Source organism: Vibrio lentus, assembly GCF_002875945.1.
Taxonomy (GTDB): domain Bacteria; phylum Pseudomonadota; class Gammaproteobacteria; order Enterobacterales; family Vibrionaceae; genus Vibrio; species Vibrio apostichopi.
This window is the reverse complement of sequence record NZ_MCZK01000050.1, coordinates 1-20,331: the sequence shown is the minus strand read 5'-3', so window position 1 is coordinate 20,331 and position 20,331 is coordinate 1. Positions and strand designations below refer to the sequence as shown.

25 protein-coding genes and 1 other RNA gene are annotated in these 20,331 nt (G+C 44.3%); 16 read left to right on the top strand and 10 right to left on the bottom strand.

What is annotated here, in order from left to right; all coding sequences use genetic code 11:
• Window positions 1–61 precede the first annotated feature (61 nt).
• Window positions 62–922, bottom strand: coding sequence for an acyl-CoA thioesterase II (gene tesB / locus BCT49_RS04310; protein ID WP_029405291.1), 861 nt, complete (start codon window positions 920–922; stop codon window positions 62–64).
• Window positions 923–1,090: 168 nt separating this feature from the next.
• Between tesB and BCT49_RS04305 the strand changes: the two genes are divergently transcribed.
• Window positions 1,091–1,531 (top strand): YbaY family lipoprotein, encoded by a 441-nt coding sequence (locus BCT49_RS04305; RefSeq protein WP_065103959.1) that lies wholly within the window; start codon window positions 1,091–1,093, stop codon window positions 1,529–1,531.
• A 93-nt stretch (window positions 1,532–1,624) separates the two neighbouring features.
• Here BCT49_RS04305 and BCT49_RS04300 read toward each other — a convergent pair whose 3' ends face one another.
• Window positions 1,625–1,927 carry an MGMT family protein gene (locus BCT49_RS04300; RefSeq protein ID WP_102434285.1) on the bottom strand — a complete coding sequence of 101 codons (303 nt, stop codon included), beginning with the start codon at window positions 1,925–1,927 and terminating at the stop codon, window positions 1,625–1,627.
• Between the two features lie 51 nt (window positions 1,928–1,978).
• Here BCT49_RS04300 and BCT49_RS04295 point away from each other — a divergent pair, with 51 nt between their 5' ends.
• Together BCT49_RS04295 and ffs are read left to right on the top strand one after the other, a co-directional pair.
• Window positions 1,979–2,722 (top strand): hypothetical protein, encoded by a 744-nt coding sequence (locus tag BCT49_RS04295; protein ID WP_102434284.1) that lies wholly within the window; start codon window positions 1,979–1,981, stop codon window positions 2,720–2,722.
• A 197-nt stretch (window positions 2,723–2,919) separates the two neighbouring features.
• An RNA gene (gene ffs / locus BCT49_RS04290) (signal recognition particle sRNA small type) lies at window positions 2,920–3,016 on the top strand.
• 108 nt (window positions 3,017–3,124) lie between these two features.
• Here the strand turns inward: ffs and BCT49_RS04285 are convergent.
• Window positions 3,125–4,189 (bottom strand): bifunctional transcriptional activator/DNA repair enzyme AdaA, encoded by a 1,065-nt coding sequence (locus BCT49_RS04285; RefSeq protein WP_102434283.1) that lies wholly within the window; start codon window positions 4,187–4,189, stop codon window positions 3,125–3,127.
• Between the two features lie 216 nt (window positions 4,190–4,405).
• On the opposite strand from BCT49_RS04285, the gene BCT49_RS04280 reads away from it, so the two are divergent.
• Window positions 4,406–5,329: a DMT family transporter gene (locus BCT49_RS04280; RefSeq protein ID WP_102434282.1), complete on the top strand. Its 924-nt coding sequence runs from the start codon at window positions 4,406–4,408 to the stop codon at window positions 5,327–5,329.
• Window positions 5,330–5,443: 114 nt separating this feature from the next.
• Here the strand turns inward: BCT49_RS04280 and BCT49_RS04275 are convergent, their stop codons facing one another.
• Window positions 5,444–6,205, bottom strand: a complete 762-nt coding sequence (locus BCT49_RS04275; protein WP_102434281.1) for a transporter substrate-binding domain-containing protein — start codon at window positions 6,203–6,205, stop codon at window positions 5,444–5,446.
• A 251-nt stretch (window positions 6,206–6,456) separates the two neighbouring features.
• Window positions 6,457–7,089 (bottom strand): LysE family translocator, encoded by a 633-nt coding sequence (locus BCT49_RS04270; RefSeq protein WP_102434280.1) that lies wholly within the window; start codon window positions 7,087–7,089, stop codon window positions 6,457–6,459.
• Between the two features lie 90 nt (window positions 7,090–7,179).
• Between BCT49_RS04270 and BCT49_RS04265 the strand changes: the two genes are divergently transcribed.
• A complete protein-coding gene (locus BCT49_RS04265; protein WP_102434279.1) occupies window positions 7,180–8,097 on the top strand; it encodes a LysR family transcriptional regulator in 918 nt (305 codons plus the stop codon).
• A 33-nt stretch (window positions 8,098–8,130) separates the two neighbouring features.
• Here BCT49_RS04265 and BCT49_RS04260 read toward each other — a convergent pair whose 3' ends face one another.
• Window positions 8,131–8,469 (bottom strand): hypothetical protein, encoded by a 339-nt coding sequence (locus BCT49_RS04260; RefSeq protein WP_102434278.1) that lies wholly within the window; start codon window positions 8,467–8,469, stop codon window positions 8,131–8,133.
• Window positions 8,470–8,716: 247 nt separating this feature from the next.
• Here BCT49_RS04260 and BCT49_RS04255 point away from each other — a divergent pair, with 247 nt between their 5' ends.
• The 5 genes from BCT49_RS04255 (at window position 8,717) to BCT49_RS04235 (ending at window position 11,941) form a co-directional block, all read left to right on the top strand.
• The gene (locus BCT49_RS04255) at window positions 8,717–9,550 is read left to right on the top strand and encodes an AraC family transcriptional regulator (protein WP_102434277.1); all 834 of its coding nucleotides are present in this window, start codon (window positions 8,717–8,719) and stop codon (window positions 9,548–9,550) included.
• A gap of 104 nt (window positions 9,551–9,654) precedes the next feature.
• Window positions 9,655–10,380: an AzlC family ABC transporter permease gene (locus BCT49_RS04250; protein ID WP_102434276.1), complete on the top strand. Its 726-nt coding sequence runs from the start codon at window positions 9,655–9,657 to the stop codon at window positions 10,378–10,380.
• 2 nt (window positions 10,381–10,382) lie between these two features.
• Window positions 10,383–10,712 (top strand): AzlD domain-containing protein, encoded by a 330-nt coding sequence (locus BCT49_RS04245; protein WP_102434275.1) that lies wholly within the window; start codon window positions 10,383–10,385, stop codon window positions 10,710–10,712.
• 50 nt (window positions 10,713–10,762) lie between these two features.
• The gene (locus BCT49_RS04240; protein WP_102434274.1) at window positions 10,763–11,068 is read left to right on the top strand and encodes an NIPSNAP family protein; all 306 of its coding nucleotides are present in this window, start codon (window positions 10,763–10,765) and stop codon (window positions 11,066–11,068) included.
• An 81-nt stretch (window positions 11,069–11,149) separates the two neighbouring features.
• Window positions 11,150–11,941, top strand: coding sequence for a ribonuclease H family protein (locus BCT49_RS04235; protein ID WP_102434273.1), 792 nt, complete (start codon window positions 11,150–11,152; stop codon window positions 11,939–11,941).
• 119 nt (window positions 11,942–12,060) lie between these two features.
• Here BCT49_RS04235 and BCT49_RS04230 read toward each other — a convergent pair whose 3' ends face one another.
• Window positions 12,061–13,206: a glycosyltransferase family 4 protein gene (locus BCT49_RS04230; RefSeq protein WP_102434272.1), complete on the bottom strand. Its 1,146-nt coding sequence runs from the start codon at window positions 13,204–13,206 to the stop codon at window positions 12,061–12,063.
• A 306-nt stretch (window positions 13,207–13,512) separates the two neighbouring features.
• Between BCT49_RS04230 and BCT49_RS04225 the strand changes: the two genes are divergently transcribed.
• The 6 genes from BCT49_RS04225 to BCT49_RS04200 all read left to right on the top strand — a co-directional run bounded on the left by BCT49_RS04225 (window position 13,513) and on the right by BCT49_RS04200 (window position 18,388).
• Window positions 13,513–14,439, top strand: coding sequence for a glycosyltransferase family 2 protein (locus BCT49_RS04225; protein WP_102434271.1), 927 nt, complete (start codon window positions 13,513–13,515; stop codon window positions 14,437–14,439).
• Window positions 14,440–14,454: 15 nt separating this feature from the next.
• Complete coding sequence (locus tag BCT49_RS04220; protein WP_102434270.1) at window positions 14,455–15,891, top strand: lipopolysaccharide biosynthesis protein; 1,437 nt, start codon at window positions 14,455–14,457, stop codon at window positions 15,889–15,891.
• 133 nt (window positions 15,892–16,024) lie between these two features.
• Window positions 16,025–16,342, top strand: coding sequence for a hypothetical protein (locus tag BCT49_RS04215; protein WP_241908031.1), 318 nt, complete (start codon window positions 16,025–16,027; stop codon window positions 16,340–16,342).
• 130 nt (window positions 16,343–16,472) lie between these two features.
• Entirely contained in the window at window positions 16,473–17,087 is a 615-nt protein-coding gene (locus tag BCT49_RS04210) for a LysE family translocator (RefSeq protein ID WP_102434268.1), read from the top strand.
• Window positions 17,088–17,137: 50 nt separating this feature from the next.
• Entirely contained in the window at window positions 17,138–17,914 is a 777-nt protein-coding gene (locus BCT49_RS04205) for a phosphotransferase family protein (protein WP_102434267.1), read from the top strand.
• Window positions 17,915–17,953: 39 nt separating this feature from the next.
• Window positions 17,954–18,388: a GNAT family N-acetyltransferase gene (locus BCT49_RS04200; RefSeq protein WP_102434293.1), complete on the top strand. Its 435-nt coding sequence runs from the start codon at window positions 17,954–17,956 to the stop codon at window positions 18,386–18,388.
• A gap of 56 nt (window positions 18,389–18,444) precedes the next feature.
• Here BCT49_RS04200 and BCT49_RS04195 read toward each other — a convergent pair whose 3' ends face one another.
• From BCT49_RS04195 to BCT49_RS04185, 3 genes are all read right to left on the bottom strand, one after another.
• Window positions 18,445–18,912 carry a DUF3429 domain-containing protein gene (locus BCT49_RS04195; RefSeq protein ID WP_102434266.1) on the bottom strand — a complete coding sequence of 156 codons (468 nt, stop codon included), beginning with the start codon at window positions 18,910–18,912 and terminating at the stop codon, window positions 18,445–18,447.
• Window positions 18,909–19,454 (bottom strand): glutathione peroxidase, encoded by a 546-nt coding sequence (locus BCT49_RS04190; protein WP_102434265.1) that lies wholly within the window; start codon window positions 19,452–19,454, stop codon window positions 18,909–18,911. Before BCT49_RS04190 ends, BCT49_RS04195 begins: the two co-directional genes overlap by 4 nt.
• 97 nt (window positions 19,455–19,551) lie before the next feature.
• On the bottom strand, window positions 19,552–20,331 hold a 780-nt coding region (locus BCT49_RS04185; protein ID WP_241908030.1), incomplete at its 5' end, for an AarF/UbiB family protein.

The window sequence follows — 20,331 nt, the reverse complement described above, 5'->3', positions numbered from 1 at the left end:
GACAAAGTCATCTAGATGTAGCTCAATTGAAGTTGACGGTTTTTAAAACACCGCTTGATCGTTACTTAGTAAATCGCATTACACCTTCTTGAACGGCAGTCGCTACTAGCTCACCTTTCTGGTTGAATATCTCGCCACGAACTAGGCCGCGAGTGTTCGCTGCTGTTGGGCTTTCAATCGCATAAAGCAGCCATTCATCCATCTTGAATGGGCGGTGGAACCAGATGGAGTGGTCAATCGTCGCCACTTGGAAGTTTGGCGTCATGATTGAAACTTCATGTGGGTGCAGTGCCGTCACCAAGAATCCCCAATCCGATGCGTAAGCAAGCAGGTATTGGTGAATGAGTTGGTTATCTGGCAACGCACCATTCGCTCTCACCCAAAGATACTGCTTTGCTTCGGTCTTTTTAGGCTTTAGCGGATTAACGACAGTAACAGGGCGCATCTCAATAGGCTTTTCGCCACAGAAAGTCTTACGCAGTTTCTCTGGTAAGAACTCAGCAATATGACTCGCTAGCTCAGTTTCAGAGGCAAAATTCTCTGGACCAGGGATGTTTGGCATTTCATTCTGATGTTCAAAACCTGGAGCATCACCATGGTAAGAAGCCGTGAGATAGAAAATAGGGCGGCCATTTTGAATCGCTTTAACACGGCGAGTGCTGAAGCTGCGTCCATCTCTTAGGTTCTCAACATCGTAAATAATTGGCTTTTCAGGATCGCCGGGGAATAGAAAATAACTGTGAAACGAGTGAACACTACGGTCGTCTTGAACAGTATAACGGGCAGCGGAAAGCGCTTGTCCCAATACCTGACCGCCGTATACCTGTGGCAGGCCGAGGTTCTCACTTTGCCCACGGAATAAACCTTCTTCCAGTTTCTCTAGCTGAAGTAAACTTAGTAATTCTTGTAAAGGTTGACTCATCGCCAGCATTCCTCTTCGTAAAATGAGTGTCAGATTATGGTGCTAATCATTTAGCTTAGTCAGATATCTGTCAATAAATCATAGAGTTTCAAGACAGAATATGAAAGCTCTCTTATAATTGGTGGGTAGATTTGCCGAGTCCGGCAAACATGTTGAGAGAAATTGAATATGAAAAAGGCTCTAATTCTTATTACGTCTTTAGTATCGTTTGGCCTACTTGTTGGTTGCCAAGCAACATCAGAAACGAACACTTCTCAGGAAGTGGTTGCAGAGAACGCTCAAGTGATTTCAGGAACAGTAAGCTATCGCGAAAGAATTGCATTGCCCGAGAATGCAGTGGTTACCGTAACGCTAGAAGATATTTCACTGGCTGACGCACCATCGACCGTTATCGCGACTCAAGAATTCACTACTGACGGTAAGCAAGTACCGTTCGCATTCGAGCTGAGCTACGACAACAACAAGATTCAACCGAACCACCGCTACAACATGCGCGCAACGATTCATGTTGACGGCAAACTGCGTTTCACAACTGACACAATTAAGTCAGTGATTACCGACGTAGAAAACACGCAACAAGCAGACCTACGCTTGGTTGGTGTTCGTTAATTAGAAATGGATGCCAATATTAAGGCATCTTGGCTAGTTGGTTCGTTGATTAGCTCATTCGCCTTCTAGCTAACTAGGTGATTAATGGCAGCTCTAGGGCTGCCATTTGTATATTCTGAGTTTAACCCTTCCTGTATCGCTTACTTCAATCCCTTCTTCGACCAGATGCTTCTTCTGGCGATCAAACGAATCACCTTTCAAAGATATCTCGCCCTTACTGTTGATCACCCGATACCAAGGCAGTTTGCTACCTTCTGGTAAGTTACCTAATGCTTTACCGACATGTCGTGCATACCCCGGAAAACCTGAAAAACGTGCTATGTCTCCATAAGTTGTTACTTTTCCATATGGAATTTGGTGAATCACTGCAAAGATTTGGGGCAAAAATTGGTCCATACTAAAAATTCCTAGTTCATTAATACCACGGATCGGTAGAAGGAGAGGGCTATGGTATTTTCAACGTTTCAGTTCTTGATAACCACATTATTAGCCGTTGTTTGTGCGAGAGCAATCAGTTTAAGTGAGGGAGACATCCCAGTGCTTGCAATGGTCATCCCTGCATTATGGATATTACCGCAGGGCGGAATTGCAGGATTAGTTCTGCTTATTTCCATGACGACTTACGGCTTAACGCTGCCCCTACAACCCATCACGCTCTCTGTTAGTGCTTGGGTGCTATTCCCATTATTGATGGTGGTCTTTTCAAAACGCAGTAGCTTGTCGGTTGTTATTATTTCGGGGTTAATTGTCGCGACCCTACAAGTCGGGATTATGGTGACCCAATCCGCAGGTAAGCTTGATGGCGCACCTTGGGTTACCACACTGCAAACCTTGTCGATCATCATGATTTGGTGGGCGGCGAATCACCTTAAGCCAGCCAGCCGGCACAGCTGGTGGTCATTAGGCTTGATTCTTCCATTATGGATGGCCGATTTACCTTACGCGGCTTTGGTTGCCTTGTGTGTTACAGGCATCATGGCATCGATGGAAACACTGACGCGTTTGAAAACCTTCCGATGGAATAAGCTATTGTGTTGGACATTACCAACGGTCGGTTTTGCTGCTTTGGTGATTACCCCAAGCATTGAGGTGCCAAGCCCGGTATTTGTGGTTTGGTTGTGCCTGTTAGGCACGGCATGGATGACAGATTACATCCTTCGCACCGAAGATAACGAAGACATCGATATCTAACACTACAGAAACTCAAGCCCTTAGAACTCAGGTAAATGGTGAATTTACCTGCGATTTTCTAGTGGTTTGAATAAAGGATAAGCACTTAGACAGCAATTGTTCAAAAATAGGGTCGAAGAGCTTGCAATGGTTGCTGCGATGCTTAATAATCCAATCACTCTTTGAGGCAAGCCTCTTAGAAAAAGAATCTATGGAGGCTCTGGTCCTCCCGCAACACTAACTTGTGAACTCGGTCAGGCCTGGAAGGGAGCAGCCGCAGCAGGCGACGTGTGTGCCGGGATGTGGCTGGGGCTTCCACCCATATAAAAAGCCGCTCTTAATGAGCGGCTTTTTGCTATCTGAAGCTTTTAAATTGTAATTTTAAATAACGTCTTCAAGTCTATTGATTAGCTACTCTAGCGCTTACTTGTCTCGTACTAATCGCTCTTTATCTAATAACGCGCGTTTACGTTCCAATCCCCAACGGTATCCACCTAGCTCGCCATTACTTCTCAGAACGCGATGGCAAGGTATTAGCACGCCAATCCGGTTTTTACCACAAGCTGATGCTACCGCTCGAACGGCTTTTGGTTTGTCGATCTCACTAGCTACTTCACTGTAGCTGACAATATCGCCTTCTTTGATGCTCAATAAAAATTGCCATACCTTAATCTGAAATGCAGTTCCTCGAATATCGAGTGGCAAATCAGGTCTTGGGGTGCCTTGACTGATGTGCTGATCGAGAGCTTCTATCCAGAAATCCAACTCGGGCGTATCTAGTGACGCAGAAATTGTCAGTTCGGCTTTTGGGAACTCGCTACGCAATTGCTCTAATAGTGTTTGTTCATTGTCACCAAATTGCACGAAACAGACGCCTTTATCGGTCGCGGCCATCATCATGAAACCGAGTGAAGTTTGGCGGCATGCATAATTGATCGTTTCGCCAGCGCCTCCTGCTCGATAGGCTTTTGGTGCCATACCGATGTTGCGAGTTGCTTCTCCATAAACACGACTGATTGAGCCAAAACCAGAGGCGTAGATGGCGTCGGTTACGCCGTCCCCTTGTTTTAGAGAGCTCTTAAAGTGACGCATTCGAACGGCATCTTGATACGCTTTAGGTGACACTCCGAATGCTTCTTTGAACAGCCTTTGTAATCGTGAGGGAGATAATTCCGCAATTTCACCTAAGCTAGAAAGTGTGAGTTTCTCATCAGCGTGTGCTTCAATGTGGCGTGCAACTTCTACCAATTTTTCTACTCGAGAGTTTCCCGGAAAAGGGTGGCAGCGTTTGCATGGCCTGAAGCCTGCCAACATCGCCATTTCAATGCTTTCAAAGAACCTCAAGTTCTCAGGTTTTGCAGGCCTCGCAGAACACGATGGCAAGCAATAAACACCCGTAGTGATAACACCATAGAAAAATTGCCCGTCGAAAGACTTGTCTCTGACGGCTATCGCTTTTCTCATTTCGAGTTCTGGTGGCATTGGCATGGCTTAATCTCTACTTAATTACTGGTCTATCACTATCTAACCGCATGTTCGGTGATGGTTCCATCCGTTTCTTGCTGACTAATTTTATTATAAGCACTTGAGGTTCAATAGCGCTTGGATTGAACAATATAGATATAACGCAAAAATCGGATGTTTTGTATTTCTGTGGGTCGCTAAGATTGATCACATACCAATTATTCAAGAGTGAACTTAACCATGACATCGACTATTAATATCTCAATGAATGCCCGTGTGTGGGCAATGCTGATTGTTCTTTCCATGCTATGGGGAGGGTCGTTCTTCTTCGTTGGTGTTGTGGTTACTGATCTTCCTCCGTTAACCATAGTCGCGCTTAGAGTGGGAATTGCTGCCATCACTTTGTGGATTATTGCTTTGATGATAGGGCTTCGCCCGCCTAAAGAGTTGCGTGTTTGGGGGGCTTTTTTAGGAATGGGTTTACTTAATAATGTCGTCCCGTTCGCGCTTATCGTCTGGGGACAAACTCAAATTGCGTCTGGGCTAGCGTCGATTCTTAACGCAGCGACACCGATCTTCGCGGTTGTGGTGGCAGGAATACTATTACCTGATGAGCGTGTAACACCGCTAAAACTCGTGGGTGTCGGCATTGGTTTTGTTGGTGTGGTTGTGATGATAGGGCTGCCTGCTTTGAGCGGAGGTGGCAGTTTTATTGCTCAGTTGGCAATCATCGCGGCTGCTTTGTCATACGCTTTTGCAGGAGTGTACGGTCGTCGATTCAAAGCTATGGAGATCAATCCGATTATCACAGCGGCAGGGCAAGTAACAGCATCAACGATTGTTTTAACCCCTGTTGCGTTATTGGTGGATGGCCCACTTGATGTTGTAGCAATGAGTGGAGATACATGGGCGGCTATCGCTGGGCTTGCAGTTTTATCGACAGCGGTCGCGTATGTTCTGTACTTTAAAATTCTAGAACTGGCAGGGGCGACCAATGTATTACTCGTTACCTTGTTAGTGCCTATTTCCGCCATCTTGCTTGGTTCTCTGTTCCTCAATGAGTCTTTAGAAGTGATTCACTTTGTTGGCATGTTGTTGATCGCTATTGGCTTGTCAGCCATCGATGGAAGATTGTGGCGCCGTATTAAGTTGGCAAAGGCTTGAGTTTAGTTTAATGGGCAAGGCACGATTGACCTTGCCATCATTAGTTAAAAATATTGCTGTGTTTACAATCAAAAGATAAACAATCGCAGTCAGCAAGATTTGAAAGCCATCATACTATTCGTAAATACTGTATGAAAAATACTTACTTGCGATTTTTTGATGCTGACCATTGTCGATCAAGCGTTGTATACCGTCATCAATAAGATCTTTGAGTTCATTATCTTGTTTTCGTACCGCTACACCAATACCACGACCGAACCATTTTTCTTCTGTAAATTTAGGGCCTGTAAAGTGATAGTCTTTACCCTGATCAGTTTCAAGAAAGCCCGCATTGAGCCCCATAGAACCACCAAACACGGTATCGAGACGGCCGTTGAGTAAATCGGTAAAGGCTTCGTCGAATGAGCCATAACGTTTAATGTCTACATCAGGGTAGATTTCAGAAAGGTACTTATCACCGATTGTTGCACGTTGAACCCCGATAGTTAGGTCATTCAAGCTGTCGTCATTCATATTGATCTCTCGATCTTTCTTCATCACGAAACGAGTTGGGACTTTGGCGTATGGGATGGTGAAGTTAACTTTCTTTTCACGCTCTTCGGTAATCGTCATTGCTGCAATTATCGCATCGTTCTTACGACTCAAGAGCGAAGGGATAATACCGTCCCAATCTGTTTTGGAGATGATGCACTTTACCCCTAATTCGATACAAAGCGCGTTGGCTAAATCGACCTCAAAACCTTCAAGCTGACCATCTTGCGTTGTCCAGCTGAATGGTGGGTAAGCTCCTTCAACAGTAAAACGAATTTGCTTCCAATCCTTTGCGTATGTGAACACAGAGAAAACACTGACGAATGCAACAAGTATCCATTTCATTTGTTATTTCCTTATAGTAATAATGGATACTGATAATTAACTACTTGTTAACATTTTTCAATGCGAATACATATTGATGTGAGCAAAGGCATGCATAGTAATTAGTTAGCCCCAGTTCTATTGCCAGAAGTACTGTTAGCGTATTTAAGGATGTTAAATCAGTTATCCTCTTAATCTGCAGGCAGCACTACAACAGACGATTTTTCCTCTCAAATGAAATCCAATTTACTTTTTTTCCTTTACTGGCTCGACTAGAGGTTGGATCTGTGACTTGTTACTGCGAGTGTAATGGCTGCAGTTAAAAGCGCTGAGCCACCGATTTTATTCAAGTACGTTGGGTGATCTTGCATAAACCCAAGAAGCTTCTTGGCAGATATGGCGTAAATCATAACCCACGTAAAATCCAACACTGCCATTGTGGGGCACATCACAAACATTTGTGATAACAAAGGTTTGGTTGGGTCAATGAACTGGGGGAAGAATGCGGTGAAAAACACAATCGCTTTGGGGTTGCCTGCTGCAACGAAGAACCCACTTAAATAGAGTCTGTGGCCTGAAATCGCGGTGGGTGGATTGTTGACTATTTGTGCTTCACACTCAGGTTTATCAAACAACATCTTGATACCCATATACAGCAATGTTGTGACCCCAAGCCACTTGATAACGGCGAACGCTAGTTCAGACGCTGACATTATGACGCCAAGTCCAATTGCAACAATGATCATCTGTATGAAGTTTGCTGAGATATCGCCTAGTGCCGTAAAAATAGCTTTATTAACGCCATATTTCATTGAATGAATGACTCCCAACAAAATGTTGGGACCTGGCGTCATGGTTAAGATAAGTGAAGCGAGGCAGAAGGTTAGCCATGTTTCTATAGTCATTTGTTTTCTCCGGGTGACTAGTCTCTATTTTTCGGAAAAAGTAGTCTGCTAGCATAGAGATAGATATCAAAATAACTTGAGGTTATATAAATGGTTGAAGACTTGGAGAGCATTCCATCATTAGTTCCTAAATTACTGCTACAGCTAATAGCGCTCGGAAGTATCACTGATGCCGCTCAGGTATTAGGAGTCAGTCAACCCGCTGCGAGCAAAGCACTTCGACGTGCTGAAGATGTGTTAGGTTTCGCTTTAATTCGAAGAGACAGTCGTCCGTTACTGTTAACTGAGGAAGGAAGGCTAATTGCTGAGTTTGCTAAACAGCAAGAATTGCAGGGAGAAGTGCTATTAAGACAGCTTCGACTTATTCAAAAAGATGGTGCTGGACAGGTGAAAGTGGCTTCTTTTGGCGCATCCGCTTCCACGCATATTTTACCTAACCTAATTCATGCGATCAGCCAACACTTACCTCAAATTAAAATTGAAATAAGCGAGTTTACAGACGAAGAAGCATTACTGGCATTGCGAGAGGGGCGCGTAGATTTTGCAATCACGGTTGATAAAGAGTATTTGGATCTAGATATCATCCCAGTTTTTACTGACCGTATGGTGGCTTTAGTTCATGAAGATGACCCTTTATCCCAGTTGCCAGTTTTGTCGGCTGTGGATATCGAAGACCGAGATTTTATATTGAGTAAAGGGGGCAGCGAGGCGCTCATTGGAGAATGGTTTGCGCTATCAAAATCTCGCCTTAAGGAAAAACACACCATTGTTCAATTGACCTCGATACTTGCTCTGATTAGAGCGGGCTTAGGTGTTTCTATTGTTGCAGAGCTTGCCGTTCCAGAATCTCATCCCAGCGTAAATGTTATTCCTCTTGCGCCGGAGTACCCTCGTAATATTTGTGTAGCGAAAAGAGGCGGTTGTTTTTCATCGAACGCAGCAAGGTTAACTTGGGAGTTTTTGAGTAAAAATAGGTCACACAGTTACCTAAGCAAACGAGGTAATTAAGTGCGAAGAGACGTTCAGTTCTAATTTCCTAATTTAATTCGCAGGCAACACCACCGCAGACGCTTCTTCATCTGAATCTTCTTTGTCTTCGACTTGTTCGGCGACCCAATCAATTGTCTTTGTTAGATAAAGCTTATTGGTTTCGGTATCACACCAACTTTTTGATAACCCTCTTCGATTAAACTCACTGCCAATCGCTGCCAGTGTTTGGTTGCTCGAACGCCCGTAATACAAGGTGTCGCACAGTTGCAGGTTAGACATCGATTGTGGGTATGTATTAACCGACGAGGAATTCATACTTAGCGCTTTAGACTGGTTGTGAGTACAGCCAGTGAGGCTTAAGAAAAAGATCAATGCTAAGGTTTTCTTCATCATATTTCTGAACGGTTGCTAATGGTTGGCGCGAATTATGAACATGATTAAGCTATTGATTTGTCAATTCTTCGCCAAGTACCTGCACAGCATGACTTTGCTCGCAATTAGAAAGCAATATCGAGCGATGTAATTCAACGACCAAAAAACATATTAACGGCCAAATGCGCAATTTTGTACAAAAGTTGAAAGAGCCTATAGAGTAGACTGATAAGTCGCTCGATAATTAACAGGCTTGGGAATTGTTATGGAGAACAAGAAAAGCTCTAAAGAAAAGGCCGAATATAAGATCACAGAAGAACTCGGTGGCCTTGAAATCCTGAATGCTGAATATGAAAAGCAGAACTTCTCACGCCATAGCCACGAGGGCTACACGCTTGGTGTTATCGAGCAGGGCGCTCAACGTTTCTATCGAACGGGCGGGCATCATATCGCACCACAAGATGCCATCATTCTGGTGAACGCCGACGAAGTTCACAGTGGACACTCTGCCACTGACGGTGGTTGGGCATATCGTGCGATGTATCCACTTCCAGAGCAACTCGCCAAAATCACTCAAGAACTTAACTTACCGAATTATGGCGCGCCTTATTTCCCAAGAGCCGTTGTTGAAGATCCTGAACTCGCTAACCAATTAAGGCTAGTGTTCAATGCGATTGATGAATCGGATAATCGCTTGTTACGTGAAACCTTGATGTACGGGATGTTGGTTAAGCTGATTAGTCGACATGGTAAATCGAGCCTTAAGCCTCAATTGGATGGAAAAACTCAGCGTCAGCTTGTTCTGGTTAAAGAGTTCTTAGATGATTTTCCACAAGCCGATGTGTCTTTAGAAGAGTTGTCTAAACTGGCGGCTTTAAGCCCGTTTCATTTGGTGCGCTCTTTCCAAAAAGAATTTGGCCTTCCGCCACATGCGTATCAGATCCAGTCTCGATTGAGGCTTTCTCGTAAGTTATTGAAGCAAGGGCATACTATTTCAGATACCGCTCAAGAATGTGGTTTTCACGACCAAAGTCATTTTCATCGACACTTTAAAAAAGCCAACGGCTACACGCCGGGGCAATACATCAAAATGCTTTAGATGTGGGTGCTGAATGAGGTCACTAAATCGAGCAAGTTTGTACAATCGAACCCACTCAGGTGTTCTTACATTGAATAGCCAATGTGAAGAGAGAAAAGAATAATATGGATAAAAAAATGGATAGGCGCACTCAGTTATGGAAAGGCGTTTTAGCTGGAATGCCTTTGAGTATCGCGGTGATACCGTGGGGGATTCTTGCGGGTTCATACGCAATAGATGCCGGATTGAATCAGCTTCAAGCACAAGCGATGTCAGCGATTCTGTTCGCAGGCTCAGCACAACTGGTCGCTGCAGGCATGTTTAAAGCGGGTATTGGTCTCGGCACCATGTTGTTAACCACCTTTTTTATCACCTCAAGGCACTTTTTATACAGTGTATCGATGCGTGACAAAATCAGTCATCTTCCGGCTCGCTGGCGGTTATTGCTCGGCTTTTGGCTCACCGATGAACTGTTTGCGATATGCAGTGGGCAATCTCAGCAAGAGTTCAATCGTTGGTATGCGGCGGGTGTGGGCGGTGGTTTTTATCTGGTTTGGAATATCGCGAGTTTCGTCGGTATTGTCGCAGGAAGTCAGATTCCGTCACTCAATGAAATCGGTCTCGACTTTGCGGTGGCCGCTACCTTTATTGCGTTAGTTTTTCCATTAATCAGAACATTGCCTGTTGTCGTGTGTGTGGTGGTTTCATTGGTCACCTCGGTCGCGATGTCGGTCAACAACGTTGAAGGCGGGCTAATGATTGCAGCGATTGCTGGCATGTTAGCGGGCTTTTTCAGCGAGTCATTTCAAGAACGAAGCAATGGCAATAAGCCAATCGCGGAGGGTAAATAGAGATGATTTGGTTAACGATATTACTCATGACGGCGATTGTGTTCTTTAGTCGGTATCTGTTTCTAGAGCCCGCTATCCCACTTCGCTTAAATCAAACAGCGCGACGCTTGCTACGTTATTCAAGTCCAGCGGTGCTGACTGCGATTTGGGGGCCGATTGTGTTTGCACCAGAACAAACATTTTGGCCAAGTCTAGAGAATCCTTATTTGATTGGTGCGGTGGTGACAGGCCTGTTGATATGGAAAACAGGTAATGTGCTGCTAACGATAGGCGTCAGCATGGCGGTGTTTTTGTTCTACAACCTTGTCGCGGTTGATTTCCTTTTCTCTTGATTCCCAATATTGATTATATATTTTATCCGTAATTTAAGGTCTGTATAAATATGATTACTTGTTATGTTCGATATGTGATTGACCCTAAGAAGACAAAGGAGTTCGAGACCTACGCAAAAATGTGGATTCCTTTAGTGGCTAAATTTGGCGGTCAACACAATGGTTACTTTTTGCCATCAGAGGGTGCGAACAATATCGCGTTGGCATTATTCTCTTTTGATAGCTTGGCGGTTTATGAAGAGTACCGTACTCAGTCGCTAAATGATCCTGAGTGTATCAAAGCCTTCGAATTTGCTGATGAGGTCGATTGTATTGTTAGTTATGAACGTAGCTTCTTTAGACCTGTTTTTGACTGATTGACCTTGCAACGTATGGCGTGGTGACTTCTAATGTATTGATTCACTATTTGTGTATTTAGGTTCAGGTAAGGAGTTAATTTGGCTAAGAAGTATTATGTGGTTTGGAAAGGTCGTACACCGGGTATTTTTACCACTTGGAATGAGTGTAAATCGCAAGTTGATGGTTTTGCTGGTGCGAGATATAAATCGTTTCCAACATTAGGCGAAGCTGAGTCTGCTTTCGGCGGTAAAGCATCTTCTGCATCTAGTTCTGCTTCAACATCTGGATCTTCATCGACCAAGCCAAGTGCTGCGGGTAAGCCTAAGAAAGCAAAAGTCCCGCCTCTTTCTGAGCAGCAAATTGCTGAAATGCCTTTCGATATCAAGATATACACTGATGGTGCTTGTGAGCCGAACCCTGGTGAAGCGGGAACTGGCTTGGCGGTCTACTTGAATAACGAGTTAACCGAGTTGTGGTATGGCTTGTATCAGCAGGTTGGAACCAATAATACAGCAGAGCTGCATGGCTTGAAGCAAGCGTTTATTCTCGCTAAGGAAAAGCTGAAAGCTGGTTTATCTGTCGCGATTTATTGTGATTCTAAGTACTCGATTGATTGCATTACCAAATGGGCAACAGGCTGGGAGAAAAAAGGTTGGACGAAGTCGGGTGGTGAGATAAAAAACCTCGACATCATTAAGCCTGCGTATGCGCTTTACCAAGAGTTGGTTTCTCAAATCACCATTTACCACGTTAATGGCCACGTTGGTATTGAAGGTAACGAGCTTGCCGACCGAATGTCTATTGTGGCGATTGCTTCTAAAGAGCAAGACTTGAGTCGATATACTGAAACTGACGATCTTACTGAGATCTTAGCTTTGCGAGCGGGTTAAGAAGGATGGATAGTTAGAATATGACTATCGAAGCGTTACAGTGTGCATCAATGTAACGCTTGTTCTGGTTCCTGCCTCATTTTATGAGGCTTATTTCTTATTTCTTATTTCTTATGGCATTAAGCTGGGTTTTCTATCCAGTGAGACAGTTGCTGAGCTTGCTTCAACGAATTAAAACTCTCTTCCACTCTTGTTCTTGCCCTCATCCCCATCTCTGTTTTGTCATTGCAGCTCAACTGCGCAAAACGCTCAATCGCTTCTCTTAATTCCTCAACGTTTTTCTCGCTAACCACAAACCCTGTATCTGGAGTGACAATCTCCTTACAACCCATGATATTGGTGGTAATCACGGGGGTTCCAACGGCCATCGCTTCTTTAAGTACCAATGGACCTGTGTCCACACAACCGGTTGCTGAGAAGCAGAACGGTGCGATTAAGCTATCGTAATTGGGTAGGTTCACTTTCACCCATTCGTGGGGCTTCGCGCCTCGAAAGGTGACGTGTCGTGTTAAACCTTGTTGCTCAACTTGTGCTTTTAATTGTGGTTCTAAATCGCCAGTGCCGACGATATCGAGATGAATGTCGAGAGGTTGGGCAATCGGTGCCAGTGCATCAATAAGATGGTGAATGCCTTTTTGTTCAACTAATCGGCCAAGAAAAACGAGGCGAAGTTGCTTAGCGTCGGTTTTTGGGTGTAGTTGGAACTGTTTAGTATTTACACCGCAGTGAAGGAGCTTGATATTCCCTTTTGCCATGTTGTTGAAATCGGTGAGCATGTCTTTGCAGACCGCAACCACAAAGTCACTTGATGATATCTTGTGCTCAATATCGTAAGCAAACTCGTAAACATCATGGCCATGGGCAACAAACGAACAGGTAATGTTAAGAAGCTTAGCGGCGACAATCGCATGTGCGGTGGTGTGTTGGCAAAAATGCGCATGAACATGGTTAACGTCTTTTTCTGCGAGTTGTAACGCCAGCTTAAATCCATAAGCGAAAAGTGAATTTTTAGGCATGCTACTTTGCTTTGAAACAAACGAAAGCGCTTTTACAAAGCCGATCCAGTTGATGCTGGTTATCTTGCCTGCCCGAACATCCTTGCCAATTTTTATGATGTCATAGTCGAACGACTTTTCGCTGTCCTCTATCTTGAACGTCATCACGCAGACGTCGTGCCCACAGGCTTTTACAGAGTCGACTTCAGTTTGAATGAAGGTCTCACTGAGGACAGGATAAGTAGGCGCTATAAATGCTACTTTTTTCATTTTTTGCTCCCTTGATGAAGGCCACTATAATCAACTAAGCAAAATACGAACCAAGATCAAAGAGTGTTTTCGGGGGGGATTATAGAGGAAAGGGGATGACTTTCTTGTGGTTATCGCGAAGGTGGGGCTGGGTTTCTCAAAATGGTAATCAAATTGGAGTTTTGAGTTTCTCTGTTGTTCACGGCTCGTCGTCATTTTGCGAATAGGTGTGTAGCTCATTGATATGAAAGCAATCCAGTAAGCCTAAGCTCTCGGCACAGAACATGCAGTGTTAGCGATATAACGTATAAATGTGAGAACGTCATTATGGCTAAAGTGAGTATCATTATTCCTACCTACAACTGTTTGGACTACCTACCGAAAGCCATTGGTAGTGTGCTTAAACAGACGCATCAAGACGTCGAGCTGATCATTATCGATGATAACAGTAATGATGGGACGTCGACTTATCTTGCGACGATACACGACGAACGTATTGTTAAAATCTCAACATTGGGTGTCGGTGCTCCTCAAGCTAGGAACCTAGGTATTGAGAAAGCGACGGGCGAATACATTGCTTTTTTAGACGCTGACGACTTTTGGTTTCCAGAAAAAATCGAACGACAACTTGAGTTCCATCAGCGCTACCCAGATCTCGCAATGAGCTTCACTAACTACGAGCACCTCACTGAAGATTACCAAGTGATTGTCGACTGCTTTGGTTATTGGTCGCAGTTTCAAGACCAAGACGAGATGTTTATCAATATCGAAAACCCATTAGAGTTCATTATTGAAAATAACGTTATTGGTACCTCAACCGTCATGGTGAAAGCCGACGTGTTCTCTCAAACCAACAGTTTTGATGCCGATATTAAGTATGGGGAAGATTGGGAGTTATGGCTTCGAATGAGTGAGAATCACCAGATTGGTGTGTTGAACTCGGTGCAGGTTGGCTACCTAATGAGAGCCAGTTCCGTCACTCAAACGGAAAGCCTCAAATTGAGAAACCTACAATCTATAGAGTCCATTCTTCAGCATTACCAAAATAACAGTCAACGATGGAACCTACCATCTTCTAGTTTCAAGATCGCAAAGGCGAGAATACTCGAGGGTTACGCTGACTACTATCGAGGTTTACAACTGGACAGACAGGCGGTTGCCTTCAGTTTTCGCTCTCTGATGATGGCTCCACACAAGCGAACGTTACGACACCTTATTGGAGACTGTAAGAGTTTCCTAACGCCAACTTGGTAAGGAATAGGTGACTCTATGGGTTCGTTAAAACAGTCTGCCTATTACGCCATTGGCATTGTGATGATGAAAGGGATCTCATTGGTGATGATCCCGTACATTACCCACAAAATGACGTTAGCAGAATATGGCTCTTTAGAAGCGATAGTGTTGTTGGCCGATATCGGGACGATACTTTTTAGCTTCGGTATCGTAGACGCCATGTATCGCTATGTGGGTGTCGCCGAAGGTGATGAAAAGAAAAAGCTCGTATCGAACTGCTTTACGTTAAGCGTTTTGGTGTGTGTGCTTGGAGGAGCTTTAATTGCTCTCAGTATGCCGCTATTGATATTTATGCTGCCGGTAGAGTTTCAGGCGTACCAAATCCTCCTTCTTCTTATCCCTGTTATGCTCGACGGAGCGATTTCTATCCCGCTGACCTTAATGCGAATGAACGCGTTGGCGAAACGTTTTTGCTTGCTCAATGTCTTGAAAGCAGGTGTTCAAGCCACAATGACTTTTGCATTGCTTGAGGCCGGATATGGGATTGATGGTGTGTTGATCTCAGCGGCGGTATCTAGCGTGTTGCTCATGGTTTGTTTGGTGCGTTATCAGTGGCAAGAGATGGGAACCTTTGGCTGCTTCAAATACTCAGCCAAGATCTTAAAGTTTGGAGTGCCTGCTTTGATGGGTGGCGCTTCAATGTACATGATCACAGGGTTAGACCGTTGGGTGATGGCGAGCTTTGTTGGGGTGGAAGAGCTGGCGATTTATGCGGTCAGCGGCAAGTTTGCATTGCTGCTTGGCTTACTATTACAGCCTTATGCGCTTTGGTGGTTCCCAAACCGAGTCGCTATGCTTCAACAGCCGGATGGTAGTAAAAAGTGTGCAGATAGTGCTTTAGTCGGAGTGAACTTCGCGATTGTTTTGGGCGCTTTGATGATTCTAACGGTACCCGGTTTTATCTCTTTAATTTTGCCAAGCAGCTATCACTATGCAGGGACTCTTGTTGTCGCCTTGCTTGCTATTAGTGTTATCAAAAACGCAGGTGATTACCTTAACCTTGGTTGTTTCAGTGGCGATTCGAGTCAGTCGCAAATGTGGGTTCAAGGAGGGTGCGCCATCTTGGCTGCCATCGGTTATTTTACAGTGACACCGATATTTGGTGTGGGGGGTGTTATCTTCGTTCTTTGCGGAACGTATACCTTACGATTGTTGCTTCTATATTTTGTCAGTCAATCGATGGAATATTTGCCGTATCAACACAGTAAATGGGTAACCGCAGTCAGCATCGCTGTCGTAGCGATCGCCTGTGACCGATTTCTTGGTTTGGCTCTCGCTAATGTTCATGACTTTGTTTTAGGTATCTGTGTTGCTCTAATCACGCTGGTGGCCTTTATTAAATACTCGGTCATTGTTATTCCTCAAACGCTTCTTGATAAACTTACGCTCGGTAAGCACTCACATGTTAGCTAAAAGCAGATCATTTGAACTATGAAGGACTTCGAGGAGCCAGTGAATATTCAAATAGAACAATAAAACACTGTTCATAATCTTTTTGATTAGATAGTATTTATAGATTCAATGAATGCTAACTATGGAAAGATATATGAATAAGTGGATGTTGCTCTTCTCTTTGTTTTCAGTGACCTCATACAGCTCCTCTGATTTTTCAACGGTGGAGGTTTTGTCTCCTGACTTCAACCCGCCGGAAGTTTCCTTGCAAGATCAGCAAAATATCCTGTGTGCTAGCGTTGTCTGCAATTCCACCTCCAATCCTCAGGCTGTTCCTATGGTTGGTGAAGTGCCGGAGCGCGAACCAAACCAAACAATGGAAACCATTGCCAGTGCCATTTATTTCGTGGGTGAAATAGGCTTTGCGGATAATCTATCCGACCCTGAATATGAAACGCTCTCTGAGAACTAATTGAGAGGAAGTAGCAAAGGATTGGTACTTCTTTGTAATGCAGTGACAAAAGATATTAAATGCTGTTATAAAAGATAAGATCTTGTTTAACGATTTTATAATTACGGCATTTTGCAATTAGGAAGCACTAATGGAAATCTGGAAGTTACTGCTGTTTATCCCAGCTTGTTTTGCGCTCAATATGACTCCGGGCCCAAACAATTTGTTATCAGTGAACAACGCCCGTTGTTATGGATTTCAAGCGGCTTTCGTCGCGGGATTAGGACGAATTACGGCATTTTCTGGCATGATCGCGTTAGCTGCATCTGGTCTGGCTGTTGTTCTTTATACTTCTGAAACCTTGTTCTTCCTTATCAAACTTTTTGGTGCAATGTATCTATTGTGGATTGCCTTCAACCTATGGCGTTCACAAGCCAGCCCAGTTGTGGACATTGAACGAAATAAGAATTGGTTTGGTCTTGTTAAACAAGAGTTCGCACTTGCCGCTGGTAACCCAAAAGCGATACTCATCTTCACAGCATTCCTACCTCAATTCGTTGATGTCACCGCTAATGTAAACACGCAATTCTTTATCTTAGGGAGCACTTTTCTTGTGTTAGAAATGCTCGCGATTTCTATCTACGCGGCGTTTGGCTTATACCTAAGAAATTGGTTTTCAAAACCTCAAATGGCCAAGCGTTTCAACAAAGCATGCTCTGTGTTTCTCGCACTATCTGGCGCAAATCTACTGATCAGCCGACAGTAGTTCTGGGTTCTGGCTAGGTTTGTTATAGATGAAATCGAGGAAGACACTCAATGAATACCAAAGATCTATCTAAAATGGGTTCTGCTCGGGTTTCCTTGGCAGAGCTTGATGGTGAACCTTGTATTCGAAAGCAAGGTGCTGGTGGCGTAGAGATTTCTTTTTATCAACATGCAGCACAGCAGTTGTCTGGTGTACACAGTCCCAAATTGTTGGCTGTTGAAGGGGATGATTTATATATCGAATACATTCCGCACTCTTTGAAATTGAGCGAACTTCAAACCACCTCTGATGTATATCAGCAACTTTCTCGTATTCACCAGTCTCAATATGTTCCGAGCTTTAAAGTCAAAGAGCATTGCTGGCACATAAATGAAACCGAGACTGCATTAGCCTCGCTGAAACTACCTCAAGTTACCGAAGACAGTTTGGCGCGTATTCAGCAGCTTAGTGATGTTTTGTTTGACCATAAAACCTTGGTCTCTGGCGATGCCAACGAAGGAAACTGGGGGAGAAGAGACAACGGTCAGCTGGTGTTATTTGATTGGGAGCGTTTTGGTTTTGGCAGCCCTGCGATAGATTTGGCTCCGCTCGTTTCCCGAATGGGAACTTTGCCAGATTATGAGCGCATTGTTGATCAGTACCTTTGCCATAACACCTTGATTCCGCGTGAAGATTTAATAAAGCAATTGATCATCGCGAAAAGCTGGATCGTAGTCGAAGTCACGAATATATTGGTCACGCGTAACAACCCTGAAGCTTCGAAATACATTCATTGGTTTAGAGAGCAATTGCCAACTTGGTTGGCTTTAGTTGAAGGCAGATTGTAGTTGAAGGGTGGTTGTAGTCATATCAATAAAGGTCTATCTATGAATATTGTCTGTGCGGAAAAACAAGAATTGGCTGATATTTACCAGCTTGAACATGCTTTGTTTGGCGACCACGCCTATCCGCAGTTTTTCTTTCGTCAGGCACTTGATTGCTGGGGGAAGGGCTTATTGGTGGCGAAACAAGATTCGCAGGTTGCGGGTTATGTGTTGATGACACCGACAGGCAAGCCACAAGAGTATTGGGTTCTGTCACTGGCCGTTAATGGTCACTATCGTGGGATGGGAATTGGTCGTTCATTGATAGGGCAGGCGATAGCGACACTACCAGAAGAATCGAAGATATTGCTGACTGTGGATCCCAATAATGCATTGGCTTGTGCGCTTTATGCATCGATGGGTTTTGTCACGATCAAAGAAGAGTCGAATTATTTTGGTGATGATGAGCCACGATTGGTGATGCAACTCATCATCTAGTGTTTTGTTAATGCTGTTTATTCAAAATCGCACACTTTGATTAAAGGCTAACAGAGCTAGGTCAACATCACGATACCATGCATCAATACCACGCTAGAAGTGAGTCGAGTTCTCATGTCAAAGTAGCCATCCGGGCCTTCGCTTTGGTTTTCTTCTCTCATCGACCTTTCTGCTCGCCAAACCGCAATATACCCGATGATAAGAATTAAGGTAGTGATGAACTCTTTTTGTTCCCCAAGTAGCATTGCTAGCCATGCGGCTAACACAATCACGTTGCTTAGAATCAGAGCCTTGTTACTGGTTTGGTTTTCGAAATTTTCGATGCCATTTCCCCACAAAATACCCGATAAAAAACTCAATATGACCACGCTGTAGGTGATGAAGAGTGTCTCGCCGCTCAGGCCTAGGAATTGGCTGTCGGTCAGAGACAGCAGTAGGCCAAATAGAAACGGGATTAGCCCCATGTAACCCAGCTTGGCCATGGTATTACGGGTTTGAGTTGTTGCCATGTAATCAGATCTCATAACTGCTGCTCAATTGCATTTTTGAGTGTCGCACTTACTGGTGATGTCGAGCTAGGGAAGGTTGCCACCACTTTACCTTCTTTGCTGATCAAGAATTTGTAGAAGTTCCATTTGGGTGTCACACCAGCCTGCTGTTGTATCTCTGCAAACACAGGGTTAGCGCTACTGCCAGATAGTGACGCTCGAGCCATCATAGGGAAGGTAACACCGTAGTCGAGATAACAGACTTTAGCCGATTTCTCTTCGCTTCCTTTGTCTTGGCGGAAATCATTACTTGGAAAGCCAACAACCGTGAAACCTTGGTCCTTATAGGTCTGATGCAATTGCTCTAGCTGTTCAAATTGTGGTGTGAAGCCACATTGGCTAGCTGTGTTCACGACCAAAAGGGTTTTACCTTGAAACTCTTCACACAGCTCTATCTCTTCGTTCGAATTTAACAAACGTTGTTTGCCGCTGAGTATCTCAGGGCAACTGGCTGCAAAAGCGATAGAGCTCGTTAGACTTGTAATCAGGGCGGTGGAGCAAAGCAGTGAAGGTTTCATAGGTTTGGCTCATTTTAGTTGGCGTAACTGTTAGTACTCTTGCGCAGCACGAAATGATCACTCTGCTAATCATTAACCATCACTATTTATGAACTAATCAAGTGTCATCGCTGATGAGATATGGAGCGACCAAACGACTTATGTTCACCCTTGCACCAAGGCGAGCGGCTAACAGATACATGCCACCGATTTTACGGTGTAGGAATAGGGCATCGGCAGGCGGTGTGTGCCAATACTCTTGTTCCATGCTGAGTATAGTTCCGGCTTCGCGTAGCTTTTGAGCGAGTCCACTGGCTTTAAAATCATACTCTTCGTCGACCAACATCGGCTCACACGCCAATGTCACTAAGTTAAGAATGGCTTGGCGCTGATCGGGAAGAATCGTCTCGCTAAAGAAACCTATCTGCTCTAACGCGTTATTGAGTCCTTGTTCATCGTGATTAATCACAGAGGTAAAGGCCAAACGATAGCCATCACTGAAGCGGTCGCTGTATTCACGCGTTGCCCCAAAATCTAACAGCCCAATCTGGCGCGTGTTTTCAACGTAAAGGTAGTTGGCGAAGTTGGGGTCGGTTTGCACCATCTTAAAATCGAACAACTCCTTGAACATGAGTTCGAGCAAACTACGCATCACAAAATCACGAGTGCTTTGATCGTAACCTTCTATTTGCTCTATCGAGACGCCTTCAATAAAGTCCATGGCGAGCACCGATTCTGAAGACATTTGAGGATGAATCCTAGGTACAACCAAGTGAGCGTGTTCTTTCAGCGCATGATAGTAACGTGTCGCGTAGTCAGCCTCGCGAGCATAATCCGCTTCATCATGGAGCTGTTTCTTTGCTTCTTCTAATAAGCCTTTGGGCTCTTCTCCGCTTAG